An 18681-nucleotide genomic window follows, 5' to 3' on the forward strand; every position below is an offset into this window, starting at 1 on the left:
GCAGCGGGTTGTTTGTGTTTTAGTATCTGGGGGTGTCTTGCATAAATGGAAGCATTAGTTCATGTATTATTAGTTATTGATGCAATTATTATGATTGTCTTTGTATTACTACAGTCAGGGAAAAGTGAAGGACTGTCTGGTGCGATTTCTGGCGGGGCTGAGCAGTTATTCGGTAAACAGAAAGCTAGAGGTGCCGATCTTTTTCTTCATAGAGGAACAATTGTAACAGGTATTTTGTTTTTCGTATTAGCATTTTTAAGCGCATATATTCTACAATAACAATAACCCTTATCACACTAAGTGATAAGGGTTATTGCTTTTTATTATGGAACAAAAAAGGGTAAAGTAGAAATAGAAGGTTCGAAAAAGTAAGAGGATAAAAAACTCCATACTTTTTGAACGGCTAACAAGTGATATACAGATAAAGGAGATGCAGCACTAATGAAAGTAAAACAACCACAACCATTTACGTTTGAAGCAGGACCACGAGCGGTATTATTATTACATGGTTTTACCGGCCACTCAGCAGATGTAAGAATGTTAGGACGCTATCTTGAGAAGCAAGGCTATACAAGCCATGCCCCGATTTACCGAGGTCACGGTTTGCCACCAGAAGAACTTATAAAAGCAACTCCAGAACAATGGTGGGAAGATGTACAACAGGCTTATAAACACTTGCAAGAGTTAGGTTATAAGGAGATTGCCGTGGCTGGGCTCTCCCTTGGTGGTGTACTGGGACTAAAACTTGCTTATTCGGAACAGACGAAAGCAGTAATGACGATGTGTTCCCCAATGTTCTTTGATAATGAAACACAGTTGACCAAAGGGTTTAAGGCTTTCTCAAAAGAGTACAAGCAATTAGAAGGTAAAGATGAAGAAACGATCACCTCTGAATTAGAAGAGCTTATGGAAAATTCAGGTGATGTTTTTCATGGACTTGGAAACTTTATTACTGAAGTGAAGAATGAAATTGATACTATTTATACACCAACACTGGTAATTCAGGCTACAAAAGATGAAATGATTAATACAGATAGTGCCACTTACATTTATGAGCAGGTAGAAGCCGACACTAAAGAAATAAAATGGTTTGAGAATTCCGGCCATGTGATTACGATGGGAAAAGAAAAGGAAGAGGTCTTCCATGAAGTACATCAGTTTCTTGAGCAGCTTAATTGGGAAGTATGATTATAACTCATATAAAAGGTAAATAATAATAATGAAAGAAGGTGAGCGAATGAAAGAGAGATTACGAAATTATTTTAAAGAAAATGGGACAAAGCCATTATCCGTAGATGAATTGGAAGAAGTGTTAGAAGTAGAGGACGCTGTAGAATTTAAGGAATTAGTGAAAGCTCTAAATGAACTTGAGGATGAAGGAGAACTTGTACGAACGAGAAAAAACAGGTTTGGCCTTCCGGAAAAAATGAATCTTGTTCGGGGAAGGATTCAGATGCATGCAAAGGGATTCGCTTTTCTAATCCCGGATGACGAGGGACAAACAGATGTGTACATTCACCATTCTGACCTGGCATCTGCTATGAACAATGATAAGGTGCTTGTCCGTCTTGAGAAAAAGGATCAGGATGGTCAAAGGCCAGAAGGAACGGTCATTCGCATATTGGAACGTGCAACACTGCAAGTAGTGGGAACGTTTGAAGACAATCGTTCATTTGGCTTTGTTATAGCAGACGACAAACGTATTCCAAATGATATCTTCATTCCAAAGGGTGCTACGAATGGTGCTGTGAGTGGACATAAGGTCATCGCACATATTACGAAGTATCCTGAAAAGCATAAGAGTGCTGAGGGGGAAATCATTCATATACTCGGTCATAAAAATGACCCGGGCATTGATATTATCTCCATTATTCATAAGCATGGAATACAAGTGGACTTTCCCGATGAAGTATTAGAACAGGCTACAAACACCTCTGAAACCATCGCAGAGGAGGAATTAAAAGACCGCCGTGACTTAAGGGATGAAACGATTGTTACCATAGATGGAGCTGACGCAAAAGATTTGGATGATGCCGTTTCAGTTAAAAAGCTAGACAATGGTAATTACAAGCTTGGAGTTTACATTGCGGATGTTAGTTACTATGTTGACAAGGATAGCCCTATCGATAAAGAAGCTTCTGAGAGAGGGACGAGTGTATACCTAGTAGATCGAGTAATTCCGATGATCCCACATCGTCTTTCGAATGGAATTTGTTCATTAAATCCGAAAGTGGATCGTTTAACGTTGGGTTGCGAGATGGAAATCACATCATCTGGGGACGTTGTGAATCATGAAATCTTCCAAAGTGTGATTAAAACAAATGAACGCATGACGTACAGTGATGTGAATAAAATACTTGTTGATAAAGATGAGCAAGTTATGGAGAGGTACAAGGACCTTGTGCCGTTTTTTGAACAGATGGGTGAACTTGCGTCTGTACTTAATCGAAAAAGAATGGGACGAGGCGCTATCGACTTTGATTTTAAAGAATCCAAAGTATTGGTAGACGAAAAAGGAGTTCCACAGGATGTGGTTTTACGAGAACGATCTGTCGCAGAACGTCTAATCGAAGAATTTATGCTTGCAGCGAATGAAACGATTGCCGAGCATTTCCACTGGATGGATGTTCCCTTTATTCATCGCATCCACGAAGAACCAGATCAAGGAAAACTACAAAATTTCTTTGAGTTTCTTGGAGGATTAGGGTATGCGGTGAAAGGTACTAGTAATGAAATACACCCACAAGCCTTACAAAAAGTAATTGAGGATGTCCAGGGTAAACCTGAAGAAATGATCGTATCTAAGTTGATGCTGCGATCCATGAAGCAGGCAAAGTATGATCCGCAAAGCATTGGACACTTCGGACTGGCTACAGAGTTCTATACACACTTTACTTCGCCGATTCGACGGTATCCAGATCTTATTGTCCATCGACTTATTCGAACCTATTTAATTAACAAACAAATGGACAAAAAGACAGTGAATTATTGGAAAGAAGCGATGCCTGAGATTGCAAGGCATACAAGTGAAAGGGAACGTACTGCAGTTGATGCGGAAAGAGAAACCGATGATCTGAAAAAAGCGGAATTCATGAAGGATAAGATCGGTGAAGAATATACTGGTGTTATCAGCTCAGTAACAAATTTTGGATTATTTGTAGAGCTTGAGAATACCATAGAGGGCCTTGTGCATGTCAGCTATTTAACAGATGACTATTACCATTATGATGAAAAAAGTCATGCCATGATTGGCGAGAGAACTGGTAATATTTATCGAATTGGCGAGGAAGTGAAGGTAAAGGTAGCTAGCGTAAATATTGATGAACGGGCAATCGATTTTGAAATAGCTCGAGAAGAAAATCCGAACCAAAAAAAGCGTAGAAAAACAAAAAACAAAAAAGCTAGATAGATAAGAAGAGGCTGGGACATAATCAAATTATCAACGCTTAATACGAATAATACTTTTTAGCATCGCTTCGGCAGAACACTTCGCTTTCCACGGGCACGGTCTCAGCCTCCTCGTGGAAAGGGCCCCACTGCGGGGTCTTCGGACTCGTGCTGTTCCCGTTGGAGTCTCCGCGTTCTACCTACGCTAAAATCAAAAGACCCGAACTAGGCAAACCTTTATCCAAAGATTTGCCTAGTTCGGGTTTTCAAGTGTTAAGAGAAATTTTTATCCCAGCCTCTTCATTTGTTCTTTTAAAGTTGCACATAGCAAACTATATTGTTGACGTAAATCATTTGTTCCCTTACACTACTAAATAGTTAACGTGATAAAATCAGATTATTTTAAAAAACAAGCTTCCATTTAGGGGAAACTGTAATAAGCTGAGAATATGTTCTTTCTATAGAAGAACAAGTATATGAACATTGTAGATCCTTCCATAAATCTTTTACTGCTTGTTCGTGAGGGAGGTACATTTTACAACAAAGGGGATACGACCATGACACAAGAGGTACTGCTGGCCTTTTTATTTACCTTGTTTGCCGGGCTTGCTACAGGGATAGGTAGTTTACTGGCATTTTTCACGAAAACAACTAATACAAAGTTCTTATCCTTTGCTCTTGGTTTCTCAGCAGGTGTGATGATTTATGTTTCTATGATTGATATTTTTGTAAAAGCAAAGGAATCGCTTGTTGGAGAGTTGGGGGACGTGGGAGGAAACTGGCTTACCGTTTGCTCTTTTTTTGCTGGAATGCTCCTTATTACATTGATAGATCGCTTGATTCCTAAACAAACAAACCCACATGAACTGAAGAAAATTGAAGATATGAAGAAACCAAGCGCTGCCATTAAGGACCCAGAATTACTTAAGACGGGTACCTTTGTAGCATTGGCAATTGCTATTCACAATTTTCCAGAGGGTATTGCTACGTTCGTATCTACTATTCAGGATCCAGCACTAGGCCTTGTAATTGCGATTGCAATAGCTATTCATAACATTCCAGAGGGGATTGCCGTTTCGGTTCCAATTTATTATGCAACAGGGGATAAAAAGAAAGCTTTTAAACTATCCTTATTATCAGGATTGGCTGAGCCTATTGGAGCTGTAGTAGCATTTTTAATTCTTATGCCTTTTTTAAATGACATTATGTTTGGAGTTATCTTTGCAATGGTTGCAGGAATTATGGTATTTATTTCGCTTGACGAACTGTTACCTGCAGCACAAAAATATGATGAAGCTCATATCTCGATTTATGGCCTAATTGGTGGCATGGCAGTCATGGCATTGAGTTTACTGCTAATTATTTAAATGGATTCTGATTGGATTCTGCCTCTATTTTTGATAGAATAAGGTTCACGTAAGCAGTAGGAGGAAATTCACATGCCAAAAGGACATGGTAACGCAATCGCAACGAACAAGAAAGCATCACATGAATATTTTATCGAAGACACATATGAAGCAGGAATTGTACTGCAAGGGACCGAAATTAAATCACTTCGAGCAGGAAGGGTCAATATCAAGGATTCCCATGCAAGGATTGATCGCGGGGAAGTAAAGCTTATAAATCTTCATATTGCAGAATATGAGCAGGGAAATCGATATAACCATGACCCTACCAGGACGAGAAAACTTTTATTGCACCGAAAGGAAATTGATAAGTTAATTGGCCTAACTCAGCAACAAGGATACGCTCTCGTTCCATTAAAGATATATATTAAAAATGGTTTTGCCAAAATATTGATAGGTCTTGGAAGAGGTAAGAAGAAATATGATAAACGTGAAGACCTGAAGCGAAAACAGATGAAACGTGACGTTGATAGGGCTATAAAGGATCATATGAGATAGCTGTAGTACCGCCGTATTCTTGACAAATTCGCGAAAAATGGTATACTATTTATTGTAATAACGAACCAAAACAATTATATAATGCTCACTATACCCGAGCGTTTTCCTTATGGGGACGTTACGGATTCGACAGGGATAGATTGAGCTCAGGTCGCATGTCGAGGTTACGGCTCGTAAAACGTTACTCGCCTAAATATAACTGGCAAATTTAACAATAACACTGCTTTAGCAGCAGCGTAAGCTCTGCTAAGCGATCCTTCCTGCTATCGCCCGTGTGGCAGATTGAAGGGTCTCAACTGAAGCGGGCTATACGGTCATCCACCGTCTGAGGATGAGCGTTGAAACCAATCAGACTAGCTGCACAAAAGCCTGTTGGTAGGCTGATGTGACAGTGAATGATAATATACCAACTAAGCGTGTAGAAGCCTGAGTGCCGATGTCTCTGGACGAGGGTTCGACTCCCTCCGTCTCCACCAATACATATGTTGGTGGTTTTTTTGTGTTGTGATTTAAGTCTAAGATGGACATATAAGTTACAACTCTTTGCCTAGAAGGTGAAAAGCTTAATAAAATCGATTTGTCCTGTTTAATAAAAATTATCCTATCATATTTTTAATGAAAAGACATCTAACGTAAAATGATCCCGATCACCTAAAACAATGATCGGAACCAACTCTTTTACTTAAATATTGTTCTAAAAACTTATTCAACGGGCGATAATTCACTTTCTGTTACCCATTTATGATTCGTCACTTCTTCTCCTCCGGTAGTTGGAACAAAATCAACCATATACACTGTGGTTTCTTCAGCTGAATTAATTTCAGCAGTAGCTCCATCCATACCTTCCATATGATCTGCATTTAGGGTTACTTCTGTACCAGGTTCTAACGAAGCTTCACCAGCATCTTCTAATTCTTCATGTATGACCCATTTGTGATCCGTCACTTTTTCTCCTCCAGTAGTAGGAGTATAGGAAACGGTGTAGACAGTGGTATCATATGCTCCGGCAATTGTTGCTTCAGCACCTTTCATACCTTTCATATGGTCCGATTCTATGATGGCTTGACTTCCAACTTCATAAGTAGGATTTGCAGCTTCTTGTAACTCTTCAGGAACTTCACCACTGCCAGACATATTCATCCCTGAATGATTCATACTTTCCATAGATTCCTTCGAATCCGACCCTGTTTCCTTATCCGTTTCCTCTTGTGTGTTGGGATCTGTTTCTGTATCTGTGTTTTCATCTGTCTCACCAGCCCAAGCTGATAATAGAAACACTGTAAATATAGAAACAAGTCCTGTTGTGATTATATTTCTCTTCATTTTTATGACCTCCATTGTAATTATTTCATCAGTACTCTACCCTAAAAGTATGCAGTTTAATTGCAGGTTTCATAACAGGGGGAAGAAATTATTTTTGGAAGTCATTAGTAAAGAGTAATTTGTCTGCCTGGAAAAGAATATTAACGGTTAATGTTTATTCTAAAAAAAGAACGTTTAAGCGAAATGGGTATAAGAGGGGTGAAAAAGTTGCTCTAACTTACCTTGAGCAACTTTTAAAGAATGGTTTATTAAGCAACGTTTTTACATGCTTCAGCACATTTAAAGCAGGCATCAGCACATTTTTGACAATGGTCATGGTCATGCTTTTTACATTCGTTGCCACATGCTTCACAAATTTTAGCACACACTGATGCTAATTCAGAAACGAATGGTGTGTTTCTTGAAACCGCCTGTTCTAAATAGTTACATATATCTGCGCACTCTCTATCCAATCTTAAGCACTCGGCCATCATTTTAATGTCGTCTTCCTTCAAACAAGCATCATAGCAATGGTTACATGCAGTCATACAATCATGCAAAGTTTGAATCAGTTCATTATGTTGTTTATGTGACATATTCTAAAGCCTCCTATTTAGTAAATAATAGTTTATAGTCATACGCTTCCCGTAATTTCTATAAATAAACTCCCTTAGAAATGCTAGAGGCGCTAGTAAAGATGTTGCGATTGAACAGGATCGTCAATCCATTTAATACTAATATGGAATTTCGTATTTTCTGGATAGTTGAAATGATATAAAAAAACATTACCGCTTATTGATATGATCAATGAATTGGTAATGTTTTTTTAAAAAGAATAAAAGCTCTTAATAGTAACCGATTTTTTAATGCAAGTCTTACCTATAAACTTAAGTAGTAACTAACTCCGGCACGGTATATTGATTTTCTATATATACTTGATGCCATACTGCAAAAATAAGTACGGTCCAAATCTTACGGCTATAATCTCCCTTATTCATACAATGCTTATCTAACAAATCAAGTACGTAATCTTTCTTTATCCATTGATCTATTGGACTTTCCTTGATCAAATTTACTGCCCAGTCATAAAGTTCGTTTTTCAGCCAGTGACGGATAGGTACCGGAAATCCTAATTTTTTTCGGTTTAAAACATGATCTGGTACGATACCTTTGACAGCTTCACGTAAAATATATTTGGTTGTCCCATTAGAGATTTTTAAATCCTCCGGCAGTTGACTGGCAACGTGAAAGACTTCTTTGTCTAGAAATGGCACGCGCAGTTCCAGCGAATTGGCCATTGTCATACGATCGGCTTTCAACAGAATGTCTCCGCGCAACCAAGTATGCATATCGATATACTGCATCTGGTTGACTGGAGAATACTTTGAAGAATCTTTAAATAAAGATTTCGTAATGTCTCGATAAGAAAGCTTAGAGTCATAGTTGTGCAGTAACTGGCTTAGCTGCTTGTCCTCAAACATTTTTGCATTGCCGATATAACGTTCAGATAAAGGCGTCGTTCCCCTCTCCAAAAAGCTCTTTCCTTTTACGCCTTCTGGTAAAACCTGTGCCACTTTGCCAAGTAAGTGCTGAACTGGGCCAGGTATGGATTGAAATACCTTCAGCGATTCGGGTTCCCGATAAATATTATAACCGCCAAAAAGTTCATCTGCTCCTTCTCCAGACAATACAACTTTTACTTGTTTCCTTGCTTCTCGGGCAACGAAATATAGGGGTATGCTAGAAGGGTCGGCTAATGGGTCGTCCATGTGCCAGACGATATTTGGTAAATGTTTAATATATTCTTCTGGCGTTACAATGTATGCGGTATTAGAAACGTCTAATTTCTCTGCAGTCTCTTGAGCAACATCGATTTCCGAATAACCTTCCCGTTCAAAACCGACAGAAAAAGTTTTTATGGCAGGATTCAACTGTTTAGCAATGGAAACAATAATAGAAGAATCAATACCCCCGGAAAGAAAAGAACCTACTGGAACGTCACTTCGCATATGTTTTTCTACCGAATCGAACAAAACATCTTGTATACGTTTTTCCCATTTTTCTTTTTCCATTTTCACTGGATGGAATGCTGCTTTCCAATAACGGGTTGTTTGCATCGGCTCCCCGTGTTTTTTTGTGAAGTAGTGACCAGGCTCCAATTTTTTAATACCATCTATAAGAGTATAAGGCTCTGGTACAAATTGAAAGCTAAAATATTGTTGTAATGCTTTTTCGTCTAATACATTCTTATCACGGAATAAGGTAATACTTTTTCGTTCAGAAGCACAGATAAGCTTATCTTCTTTTTCTTCATAATAAAAAGGCTTGATACCAAATGGATCGCGAGCACCAAACAAGGTTTCTTCCTGCTTGTCCCATATCATGATACCAAACATACCGCGCAAATAGGAAAAAGCCTCCTGTTTATATTTTGCGAAAAGAGCTGCAATGACTTCTGTATCCGATTCTGTATTAAATACATAACCTTCTTCCATCAAATCGGCCCTAAGCTCTTTATAATTATAAATTTCTCCATTGAATATCATCCAAATTTGGTCATCTTGATAACTCAGAGGCTGATTACCTGATTCTATATCAATTATACTCAATCGCCTAAACCCGAAAAACACACCATCTTCTGCAAAGTATCCCTCATCATCTGGACCTCGATGTGTAATAAGTCGGGTGCGCTCTTTTAATAAATTTACTTCTTCATCGTAGAGACGGGATTCTTGATTGGAAAATATACCTACAAATCCACACATTTACAAAACTCCTTAATTTTCAACTTCATCCAATAAATTCTAACAATTAATACTATATAACTTTATCACAGCTCTTTATCAGGTACAATAGTCCTAATGTATTCATATTTTGGGAATTTAAGCTGACGCATTCAAAAAATTGCCCATCTTCTATAAGATCAGCACCTAAACTTAACTCTTTTTTAAAATACATGTTTCTATACCTCGTTGGGGTATACTGAATATGATTTGCTTTCAATCGTATACTATAGATAATGTTATGTTTGACTTATATACCGTATGGGGGTATAGTATTAATATAAATGAAAAGGAAGTGATCCAAATGGATGAATTCTTACATGATCACCCAAGTAAACCAAGAACACAAGATGAAAAACAAAAGGTTATTAATCGCTTGAAACGAATAGAAGGACAAGTTCGTGGCATCCAAAAGATGGTGGAAGAGGATCGATATTGTATGGATATTTTAGTTCAAATTAGTGCCATTCAATCTGCACTGAAAAATGTAGGGTTTTCTGTCACAGAACGTCATATCAACCATTGTGTAAGCGATGCGATCAAACAGGGTGAGGGAAAAGAAACCATTGAAGAATTAATGAGTGTTATGAAACAGTTTTCCAAATAGAGGAGAGAGATCATGAGTGACACACATCATGCAACACTTAATATAACAGGTATGACCTGTGCAGCTTGCTCCAGTCGTGTTGAAAAAGTGTTAAATAAAATGGATGGAGTAGAAGCCAAAGTTAACCTTACAACAGAAAAAGCAACCGTAGACTTTGTTGCTGAAAAAGCTTCTATAGAGGATATTACGAACAAGATTGAAAGTGTTGGCTACGGTGTTTTAATGGAAAAAACAGAATTAGACATTATCGGAATGACCTGTGCGGCTTGTTCAAGTCGGATAGAAAAGGTATTGAATAAGCAAGAAGGGGTTAAGTCCGCTTCCGTTAACTTAACAACAGAAAGTGCAATGATTGAATACAATCCGGGATTAACAGATTCTAAAGCGCTGATTGAAAAGATAAAAAATGTCGGTTATGACGCAATACTTAAGAAAGAAGCTGCTGAAAAGCAAGATTATAAAGAACGATCACTGCAACGGCAGAAAACAAAGTTAATTATTTCAGCCGTACTATCAGCACCATTATTAATAACCATGCTGGTGCACTTATTCAATATGGATATACCGGGTCTATTTATGAATCCGTGGTTCCAGTTTGTCTTAGCAACACCTGTGCAATTTATTATTGGTTGGCAATTTTATGTGGGAGCATATAAAAACCTTAAAAATGGTGGGGCTAACATGGACGTGCTTGTTGCATTAGGTACGAGTGCTGCTTATTTTTACAGCCTTTATGAGTCAATCAAGACTATAGGCAATCATTATATGCCTCATTTATATTTCGAAACAAGTGCTATTCTCATCACATTAATTTTATTTGGAAAATACTTGGAGGCAAAAGCAAAAAGCCAGACAACGAATGCACTTTCCTCTTTACTAAATTTACAGGCAAAAGAAGCTCGTGTGATAAGAAATGGCGAGGAAACCATGATTCCTGTTGATCAGGTCGCTGTGGGAGATCATTTAGTTGTAAAACCAGGTGAAAAAATACCGGTAGATGGTATGGTCGTAAAGGGAAGAACATCTGTAGATGAATCGATGATAACGGGTGAATCCATTCCAATAGAAAAGGAAGTAGATGCAACAGTTATCGGATCAACCATAAATAAAAATGGGTCTATCGAAATGGAAGCAACAAAAGTAGGAAAAGATACTGCACTCGCATCCATTGTGAAGGTGGTCGAAGAAGCACAAGGGTCAAAAGCGCCTATCCAACGTTTAGCAGATGTTATTTCAGGCTATTTCGTACCGATTGTTGTAGGAATTGCTATTCTAACGTTTATTGTATGGATTGCATTTGTTGAGCCAGGCCAATTTGAACCGGCTTTAATTGCAGCTATTGCTGTACTGGTTATTGCCTGCCCATGTGCCTTGGGACTAGCTACACCAACATCCATTATGGTAGGAACAGGAAGAGCAGCAGAAAGTGGTATTTTATTTAAAGGTGGAGAACACTTAGAAGGTACACATCAGCTAAATGCAATTGTGCTTGATAAAACAGGAACTGTCACTAAAGGAAAGCCCGAAGTAACAGACTTCACTGGTGACGAAGAAGCATTTCAACTTTTAGCTAGTGCCGAGAAAGGCTCTGAACATCCACTTGCAGAGGCGATTGTGGCCTATGCAACAGAAAAAGACATGAAGCTTATAGATGTAGAAGAATTTAATGCTATACCAGGGCACGGTATTGAAGCGACGATTTTTGGAAAGCAAGTTCTTGTCGGAAATCGAAAATTGATGGCAAATCACCAGATCAATGTTGCTAGTATTGAAGAGGAACTCGTTACGTTTGAAACCGAGGGGAAAACAGCGATGTTACTAGTCATTGATGGAGAATATCGTGGAACGGTGGCGGTTGCAGATAGGATTAAAGAAACGGCACCACAAGCAATTAAAGAACTAAGAGAACAAGGTTTAGAGGTTATCATGTTGACAGGTGATAACGAAAGAACGGCCCATGCTATTGCAAAACAGGTAGGAATCGACCAAGTCATTGCCCAAGTGTTACCTGAAGAAAAGGCTGATAAAATCAAAGAGATTCAATTACAAGGAAAAAAGGTAGCAATGGTAGGGGACGGTGTAAACGATGCGCCTGCGTTGGTTGTTTCTGATATAGGAATTGCCATAGGAACCGGTACAGAAGTTGCAATTGAAGCTGCAGACGTAACGATTTTAGGTGGAGAGCTCTTGCTCATTCCCAAAGCAATTAGAATCAGCCATGCAACTATTCGCAATATCAGACAAAACCTTTTCTGGGCATTCGGCTATAATACAGCCGGCATACCGATAGCAGCAATCGGATTACTTGCACCGTGGATTGCTGGCGCAGCGATGGCATTAAGTTCAGTAAGTGTAGTGACAAACTCACTACGTTTAAAACGGGCAAAAATATAAAACTAAGTTTTTGAAGGGGGTGAAAATCATGGAAAAAACATTGAATGTTCAAGGCATGTCATGCGGGCATTGCAAAATGTCAGTTGAGAATGCATTAAAAAATTTAGATGGCGTATCAGCAGCTGAAGTAAATTTGGAAGCAGGCAAAGTAGAGGTTACTTTTGATGATTTAAAAGTAAATGTTACAACCATGAAGGACGCTGTCGAAGAACAAGGCTACGATGTAGCTTAAATAAAAGCTAAAAAGCTGGTTCTCTTTTAAGAGAACCGGCTTTTTCTGTCTTTTTGACACTGTATAAATTATGGTAAATATTTCAGGGGCAGAAAAAAGAAGTAGTCCTTTTCTAGTCAATAATCAATAGAATGACCAATATAATAAGTTAAGAATCCAAGAAGTTTACTTCCCTTCTAGTATCTCGTATAATCCTAACTAGTTGAAACCTTCAAAAAAATAGATTAAGGGGGAACATTTATGGCTACATATCCTAATGTAGAAGAAACGAAAGAATTAATAAAAGATCTCGTCTCCATACCAAGTCCATCTGGTAACACTACAAAGGTCATTCAATTTGTAGAAGACTATCTAAAAGACATACAAGTAGAAACCAAGCGCAACCGAAAAGGTGGGCTGATCGCTACTCTCCCTGGGTCAAATACAGAAGAGCACAGAATGCTGACAGCTCATGTTGATACATTGGGTGCCATGGTGAAAGAAGTGAAAAGTAACGGAAGACTTCGTTTAGATTTAATTGGCGGTTTTAAATATAACGCTATTGAGGGAGAATACTGCGAAATCCACACATCAAGCGGCAAGGTTTATACAGGAACCATCCTTATGCATCAAACATCAGTTCATGTATATAAAAATGCAGGAGATGCGAAGCGTAATCAGGAGAATATGGAAGTGCGGATTGATGCTAAGGTAGAGAATGCCGATGATATTAGGGAGCTAGGAATTGAGGTAGGCGATTTTGTTTCCTTTGATCCTCGTGTGCAATTTGTCGATAATGGTTTTATTAAATCACGCCATCTGGATGACAAGGCAAGCGTAGCTATTTTGCTACAACTCATTAAAAGGGTGAAAGAGGAGCAGGTGACATTACCCTATACAACGCACTTTCTTATCTCGAATAATGAGGAAATTGGCTATGGTGGAAACTCCAATGTTACCCCAGAAACGGTTGAATACTTGGCAGTAGATATGGGGGCAATGGGCGATGGTCAGTCGACCGATGAATTTACTGTATCTATTTGTGTAAAGGACGCATCAGGTCCATATCATTACGGACTACGCAAGCACCTTGTAAATCTAGCAGAGAGTAATAAGATTGGCTATAAGCTTGATATCTACCCTTATTACGGATCAGATGCCTCAGCAGCTATCAGGTCGGGACATGATATTATCCACGGACTAATAGGCCCGGGAATTGATTCATCACACGCTTATGAAAGAACACATGAAGAATCACTAAATTATACAGAACAACTTGTGTATCATTATATTAAATCCAAAATGGTAAGCTACTAATTCTTCTTCCTTAAACAAAAAACGAACGACACTGTACGAGTGACAGAGCGTTCGTTTTTTATATTTATAATACGTATAAGTAAACACAAAGGAAATGAAATAGACTTCCCATTAAAATGAAGATGTGAAATATCTCATGAAACCCGAAGTGTTTAAATTCCATGAACTTAGGTTTAAGCCAATAAATGAAAGCACCAACCGTATAGATTAAGCCGCCTATAATGAGTAATGTCATCCCGTTTGTTCCTAGAACCGGTGCAAGAGAAGAGCTGAAAAAAACGACAATCCACCCCATGGCGATATACAAAGCAGTTGATAACCATCTAGGCGCATGAAACCAGACTAATTTAAAAGTGACTCCCGCAATAGCAATCGCTGAAATAATTGTGAATAGTACCCAACCAGTTACACCACTTAAACTTATTAAACATAAAGGGGTGTAGGTTCCTGCAATAAGCACAAAAATCATCGAATGATCCAGCCGGCGTAAGAAAGCTATGACATGTGCTTTTGCCACCACTAAGTGATAGGTCGCAGAAGCTGCATAAAGTAGTGTCATACTAATTCCGAAAATAATGACAGCCACTACAGCCAATGTGGAATTCGTTTCCGTTGAAGCTTTTATTACCATTGCAAACAAACCTACAAAACTAAGAATTGCCCCGAATAAATGGGTTAGACCATTAACCGGCTCTCGCATAAATGTACCCAAGTTTTATCATCACCTTTACCGTTATATGTAGTTTTGAAAACTATATTATGACTATATCGTAATACCAAGACATAGTCAAGGTTTACTATTATGCCAATTTCCCTTATAATAAGAAGAAAAAACAAAGGATTTTACGATGGATATTAAAACATTAATGAACGATATGAAATTGAATACGCGACTTGATATAAATGATATTCCTGATATTGATTTGTACATGGATCAGGTAATTCAATTGTTCGAAAAGAAATTTTCTCCTGCTAAGCGTAATGAAGAGGAAAAAGTACTGACTAAGACAATGATAAATAACTATGCAAAGGGAAAATTATTTTTTCCAATAAAAAACAAAAAATACTCTAGGGACCATATTATGCTTATCAGCATGATTTATCAGATGAAAGGTGCTTTATCTATACATGATGTAAAGCAAACATTAGAGAATTTAAATAATAAAATGATGGATGAGGATTTCGATCTTTTATCACTCTACATGAGTTATTTAACTTTATTTGACCAAAATAAAGACATCTTTAAAGGATGTATTCAAAAACATATGGAGGAAGCTCATTTACAAGCTGCAAAATTAGAGGATAAGGATGAAACGTATTTGCAACGGTTGTTACTAGTTTCAACTTTTACAGAAATGAGTAACTTTTACAGGAAAGCTGCTGAGAATTTGGTAGATAATATGGCGGAAGAAGAAACAAATAGAAAGCAGTGATAACATGAAGCTTAGCATATTAGATCAAGTCCCCGTACTAACAGGGAAAAACCCCTATCAAGCAATACAGGCATCAATAGAATTAGCAATTGCGGGAGACAAATTAGGATACACAAGATATTGGACTGCAGAACATCATGACATGGAGGAGCTCGCATCCCCGGCGCCTGATATTTTATTAAGTCAGATCGGTGCCCAAACAAATACGATACGAATTGGCTCTGGTGCTGTTTTACTTCCACACTATAAGGCCTACCAAATTGCAGAGCGCTATAATATGCTAGCAACCATGTTTCCAGGAAGGGTGGACCTCGGTGTAGGGCGTGCACCAGGTGGGTCAGCTGAAGCAACGATGGCATTAAACGATAATTTCCTAGAAAGCTTGAAGCATTTTCCGACTCAATTAGATGAACTTATCGCTTTTTGCCAAAACGGATTTTCAGCTGAGCATATGTTTTCTAAAATTAAGCCTACCCCAGTGGCTTCTATTTCACCCAAAATATGGCTCCTCGGAACGAGCGCTAAAAGCGGAAAGCTTGCTGCCGAAAAAGGAATCTCTTATGCTTTCGGTCACTTTATGTCAGATGACAATGGTGCTCAGATTGTTAGGAAATATACTAACGAAGTAAAAGATGCTGGGTCTGTTGTAGCTGTTTCTGTTATTTGTGCAAAGACGACAGAAGAGGCAGAGGAGCAAGCATTTTTCCAAGTAGCCAGGCAATTATGGAAAGAGGGGAATACAAAAGGTGGGCCGTTCCCCACATTAGAGGAACTGAAGCATTATTCGTTTACTTCCGATGAAATGGAGCGGTTGGAAAAAGGAAGAGAAAATATAATTGTAGGTAATCCTGTTGAGGTGAAAACACAGTTGGAGAAACTTCAGGCGGAATATCAGGTAGAAGAATTGATGCTTGTTACCATTACAAGCAGTTATGAATCAAGGCTAAACTCCTATGAACTTATTGCCCAGGAAATGAAACTTACTTAAATGAAAAACGAAAAACTTCTCTTTGGAAGTTTTTTTATTTTGGCTTGACGGTATAAATTGGATATAAGATAATACTCATAAGTAATATAACGATTTTTTAGTTTCCGGAGTGAACGCGATGAGCAATAGAGGGAGAAAAAAGGGATCAAACGGTGAAAGAAGCAGAGAACAGCTACTCACAATCGCTACAAAGCAATTTGCAAATAATGGTTTTTATCAAACAAAAATTAGTTCGATTGTAAAAGAAGCAGGGCTAACACAACCAACATTCTATTTATACTTTAAAAGCAAAGAAGCAATTTTTAGAGAGTTAACCACCATATTTAAATCGAGACTACTAAGCCTGACAGAAGATAGCTTGCTAGACTCTGGTCTTAAGGAAGAGATGATCCAAGAAGAGATTAGAGGAAAGCTAGGCGCCATATTTCATTTCTTTAATGAAAATCCACAATTGACCCAAATTGGTTTCTTCCAATCTGAAGATGCAGCTAATCTAAAAAAGTCACTGGCAGAATCAATTTGTAGCAACTTGCTACAGGAACAGAGAGAAGGTTATTTTCAACCACATATAAAGATGGATGTAGTGGCAGAAATAATTGTTGGAATTATGGAACGTTTGACTATCTCGAGATTGTTTACGAGTATGTCAGAGCCTGAAGAATTGGCTGAACAAGTAGTAGAGTTACTTTTATTTGGAATGCAGGTTCATCGCTAAAATAGATGAAGGGGTTGGTTGGGATGGATAAAAGCAGCAAGCAGAAGCTTGAGTTGGATATGGAATGGGTCATACTGATGAAAGAAGCGAGAGAACTTGGGTTAATGCCATTGGAAATTCGTAAATACTTGAAAACAACTACTGTACCTGGTCTAGATATAGAGAAAAAGAAAGTATCCCTTAAGAAAGTGGAATAAAGTGTTACTGGTCTTTTTCTTTATAAATAGATATATAATAAACTATCAATCTACATCCATTTGAATCAAGAGGAGTTAATTAGGAGGATACGATGCAGAACTGGGTTACAGATATAATGGAGCAATTTGGCTATTTAGGTATTCTGTTAATGATGGCACTTGAAAACTTATTTCCCCCGATACCTTCTGAAATAGTACTGCCATTCGGTGGTTTTTTAACTACATATACAAGTGTGACGATTTGGGGTGTGGTTATTGCGGCCACTGCAGGTTCTTTAATTGGAGCTATTCTCTTATATTGGATTGGTACACTGCTTGATATAGAAAGATTAGAGAAGCTCGTTAAACAGTGGGGACATATTACAAGAGTAAAGGTAGAAGATGTACATAAAGCAGATGCCTGGTTTGATAAATATGGCTATTGGACTGTATTATTCGGAAGAATGATTCCCGTTGTCCGTAGCTTAATATCAATTCCAGCAGGGATGTCTAACATGAAATTTGGTTTGTTTATGCTGTTCACTGTAGTTGGTACCGTGATTTGGAACAGTATCTTAATTACTGTAGGAGTCCTCCTTGGAGAGTCATGGCATGACATAACCTATTACATGGGTCTTTACTCAAATGTTGTGTACGTACTTCTCGCTGTTCTGTTCGTAATATTCCTCTATATTTATATTAAAAAGAAGAAGCGTCGTTAAGAGTATATAGAAAAGATACGGTCAGGAACAATCCTGTAACCGTATCTTTTTTAGTCCTCCCAATATTCCTCATAATCTAGTACTTCTATTGCTTCAGACCAGTGAAGCACTGTAGCGACAAAGTCTCGTATATCTAAGTCGTTCATTTCGTACGTCTCACCATTATTTAAAGTGCCTGTTGCATCCTCAATAAAGGTTACCTTATACCCTCGGTCATATGCTGCGATTGCTGTGAACATGCAGCAAAATTCTGTGTTGAAACCAGTTATGACAACATGTTCAATTTGATTTTCCTTCAGTAATTCCTCCAGATCTGTTCTAAAAAAACCACTTGGTGTACGTTTCTCCACAATATAATCAGCATAATGCCGGAGCGAGTCATGTAAATCAGCTCCCCCTGACGCTTCATAAAGGGCACTTTCTTTTTCCGTATCTAAATGACGGAAAAAAATAACCGGCTCGTTATGCTGCTTGAAATCTTTTATTAGTTGTTCCATTTTTTCGAGCTCTTCGGTAAAATCTCCATTTTCTACAATTCCATTCTGAACGTCTATTACAAATAATGCTTTCATCCTTTTCCCTCCTATTTAGGTATTAGATTCGACAAACAAGAGAAAAGTCCTTTTTTTAAGAAAGTCTTATTACGTCTAAGCCTTCAGTCGTAGAAGAAAATATGTCGGAGGCTCATTACTGAAAAAGATAAATCCTTGTAAGCTTAGAATATGTTAAACAAAGAAAGGAG

19 protein-coding genes and 1 other RNA gene are annotated in these 18681 nt (G+C 38.1%); 15 read left to right on the top strand and 5 right to left on the bottom strand.

Annotated elements, in window-relative coordinates; translation table 11 throughout:
* The first annotated feature begins 45 nt into the window (after nucleotides 1-45).
* From secG to ssrA, 6 genes are all read left to right on the top strand, one after another.
* On the top strand, nucleotides 46-279 hold the full coding sequence (gene secG, locus BN985_RS08500; RefSeq protein WP_042222565.1) for a preprotein translocase subunit SecG: 234 nt from the start codon (nucleotides 46-48) through the stop codon (nucleotides 277-279).
* Nucleotides 280-441: 162 nt separating this feature from the next.
* The gene (locus BN985_RS08505) at nucleotides 442-1188 is read left to right on the top strand and encodes an alpha/beta hydrolase (RefSeq protein ID WP_042222567.1); all 747 of its coding nucleotides are present in this window, start codon (nucleotides 442-444) and stop codon (nucleotides 1186-1188) included.
* A 49-nt stretch (nucleotides 1189-1237) separates the two neighbouring features.
* A complete protein-coding gene (rnr, locus tag BN985_RS08510) occupies nucleotides 1238-3409 on the top strand; it encodes a ribonuclease R (protein WP_084157482.1) in 2172 nt (723 codons plus the stop codon).
* A 535-nt stretch (nucleotides 3410-3944) separates the two neighbouring features.
* Complete coding sequence (gene zupT, locus BN985_RS08515) at nucleotides 3945-4754, top strand: zinc transporter ZupT (RefSeq protein ID WP_042223060.1); 810 nt, start codon at nucleotides 3945-3947, stop codon at nucleotides 4752-4754.
* 72 nt (nucleotides 4755-4826) lie between these two features.
* Nucleotides 4827-5291, top strand: coding sequence for an SsrA-binding protein SmpB (smpB, locus tag BN985_RS08520; RefSeq protein WP_042222570.1), 465 nt, complete (start codon nucleotides 4827-4829; stop codon nucleotides 5289-5291).
* Between the two features lie 111 nt (nucleotides 5292-5402).
* Nucleotides 5403-5767, top strand: a transfer-messenger RNA (tmRNA) gene (gene ssrA / locus BN985_RS08525).
* Between the two features lie 226 nt (nucleotides 5768-5993).
* On the opposite strand, the gene BN985_RS08530 is transcribed toward ssrA, so the two are convergent.
* From BN985_RS08530 to asnB, 3 genes are all read right to left on the bottom strand, one after another.
* Nucleotides 5994-6614, bottom strand: a complete 621-nt coding sequence (locus BN985_RS08530) for a YdhK family protein (RefSeq protein ID WP_084157483.1) — start codon at nucleotides 6612-6614, stop codon at nucleotides 5994-5996.
* 248 nt (nucleotides 6615-6862) lie between these two features.
* Nucleotides 6863-7189: a four-helix bundle copper-binding protein gene (locus BN985_RS08535; protein WP_042222574.1), complete on the bottom strand. Its 327-nt coding sequence runs from the start codon at nucleotides 7187-7189 to the stop codon at nucleotides 6863-6865.
* Nucleotides 7190-7480: 291 nt separating this feature from the next.
* Nucleotides 7481-9358, bottom strand: a complete 1878-nt coding sequence (gene asnB / locus BN985_RS08540; protein ID WP_042222576.1) for an asparagine synthase (glutamine-hydrolyzing) — start codon at nucleotides 9356-9358, stop codon at nucleotides 7481-7483.
* A 322-nt stretch (nucleotides 9359-9680) separates the two neighbouring features.
* On the opposite strand from asnB, the gene BN985_RS08545 reads away from it, so the two are divergent.
* The 4 genes from BN985_RS08545 to BN985_RS08560 all read left to right on the top strand — a co-directional run bounded on the left by BN985_RS08545 (nucleotide 9681) and on the right by BN985_RS08560 (nucleotide 13905).
* On the top strand, nucleotides 9681-9983 hold the full coding sequence (locus BN985_RS08545; protein WP_042223061.1) for a metal-sensing transcriptional repressor: 303 nt from the start codon (nucleotides 9681-9683) through the stop codon (nucleotides 9981-9983).
* Nucleotides 9984-9995: 12 nt separating this feature from the next.
* A complete protein-coding gene (locus BN985_RS08550) occupies nucleotides 9996-12377 on the top strand; it encodes a heavy metal translocating P-type ATPase (protein WP_042222578.1) in 2382 nt (793 codons plus the stop codon).
* A 28-nt stretch (nucleotides 12378-12405) separates the two neighbouring features.
* A complete protein-coding gene (copZ, locus tag BN985_RS08555; protein ID WP_156960104.1) occupies nucleotides 12406-12609 on the top strand; it encodes a copper chaperone CopZ in 204 nt (67 codons plus the stop codon).
* A gap of 240 nt (nucleotides 12610-12849) precedes the next feature.
* Nucleotides 12850-13905 (top strand): M42 family metallopeptidase, encoded by a 1056-nt coding sequence (locus tag BN985_RS08560; RefSeq protein ID WP_042222579.1) that lies wholly within the window; start codon nucleotides 12850-12852, stop codon nucleotides 13903-13905.
* A gap of 64 nt (nucleotides 13906-13969) precedes the next feature.
* On the opposite strand, the gene trhA is transcribed toward BN985_RS08560, so the two are convergent.
* Nucleotides 13970-14617 (bottom strand): PAQR family membrane homeostasis protein TrhA, encoded by a 648-nt coding sequence (gene trhA / locus BN985_RS08565; RefSeq protein ID WP_042222581.1) that lies wholly within the window; start codon nucleotides 14615-14617, stop codon nucleotides 13970-13972.
* 136 nt (nucleotides 14618-14753) lie between these two features.
* Here trhA and BN985_RS08570 point away from each other — a divergent pair, with 136 nt between their 5' ends.
* The 5 genes from BN985_RS08570 (at nucleotide 14754) to BN985_RS08590 (ending at nucleotide 17939) form a co-directional block, all read left to right on the top strand.
* Nucleotides 14754-15338, top strand: coding sequence for a DUF1836 domain-containing protein (locus tag BN985_RS08570; RefSeq protein WP_042222582.1), 585 nt, complete (start codon nucleotides 14754-14756; stop codon nucleotides 15336-15338).
* Between the two features lie 4 nt (nucleotides 15339-15342).
* A complete protein-coding gene (locus BN985_RS08575; RefSeq protein WP_042222584.1) occupies nucleotides 15343-16326 on the top strand; it encodes an LLM class flavin-dependent oxidoreductase in 984 nt (327 codons plus the stop codon).
* 118 nt (nucleotides 16327-16444) lie between these two features.
* Nucleotides 16445-17041, top strand: coding sequence for a TetR/AcrR family transcriptional regulator (locus BN985_RS08580; RefSeq protein ID WP_042222586.1), 597 nt, complete (start codon nucleotides 16445-16447; stop codon nucleotides 17039-17041).
* Nucleotides 17042-17064: 23 nt separating this feature from the next.
* Nucleotides 17065-17238 carry an anti-repressor SinI family protein gene (locus BN985_RS08585; RefSeq protein ID WP_156960105.1) on the top strand — a complete coding sequence of 58 codons (174 nt, stop codon included), beginning with the start codon at nucleotides 17065-17067 and terminating at the stop codon, nucleotides 17236-17238.
* 92 nt (nucleotides 17239-17330) lie between these two features.
* Nucleotides 17331-17939: a DedA family protein gene (locus BN985_RS08590; RefSeq protein WP_042222587.1), complete on the top strand. Its 609-nt coding sequence runs from the start codon at nucleotides 17331-17333 to the stop codon at nucleotides 17937-17939.
* 50 nt (nucleotides 17940-17989) lie between these two features.
* Here the strand turns inward: BN985_RS08590 and BN985_RS08595 are convergent, their stop codons facing one another.
* Nucleotides 17990-18511 (bottom strand): cysteine hydrolase family protein, encoded by a 522-nt coding sequence (locus tag BN985_RS08595; protein ID WP_042222589.1) that lies wholly within the window; start codon nucleotides 18509-18511, stop codon nucleotides 17990-17992.
* Nucleotides 18512-18681: the final 170 nt, after the last annotated feature.

This window comes from Oceanobacillus manasiensis (genome assembly GCF_000724085.1).
GTDB classification, from domain to species: domain Bacteria; phylum Bacillota; class Bacilli; order Bacillales; family Amphibacillaceae; genus Oceanobacillus_B; species Oceanobacillus_B manasiensis.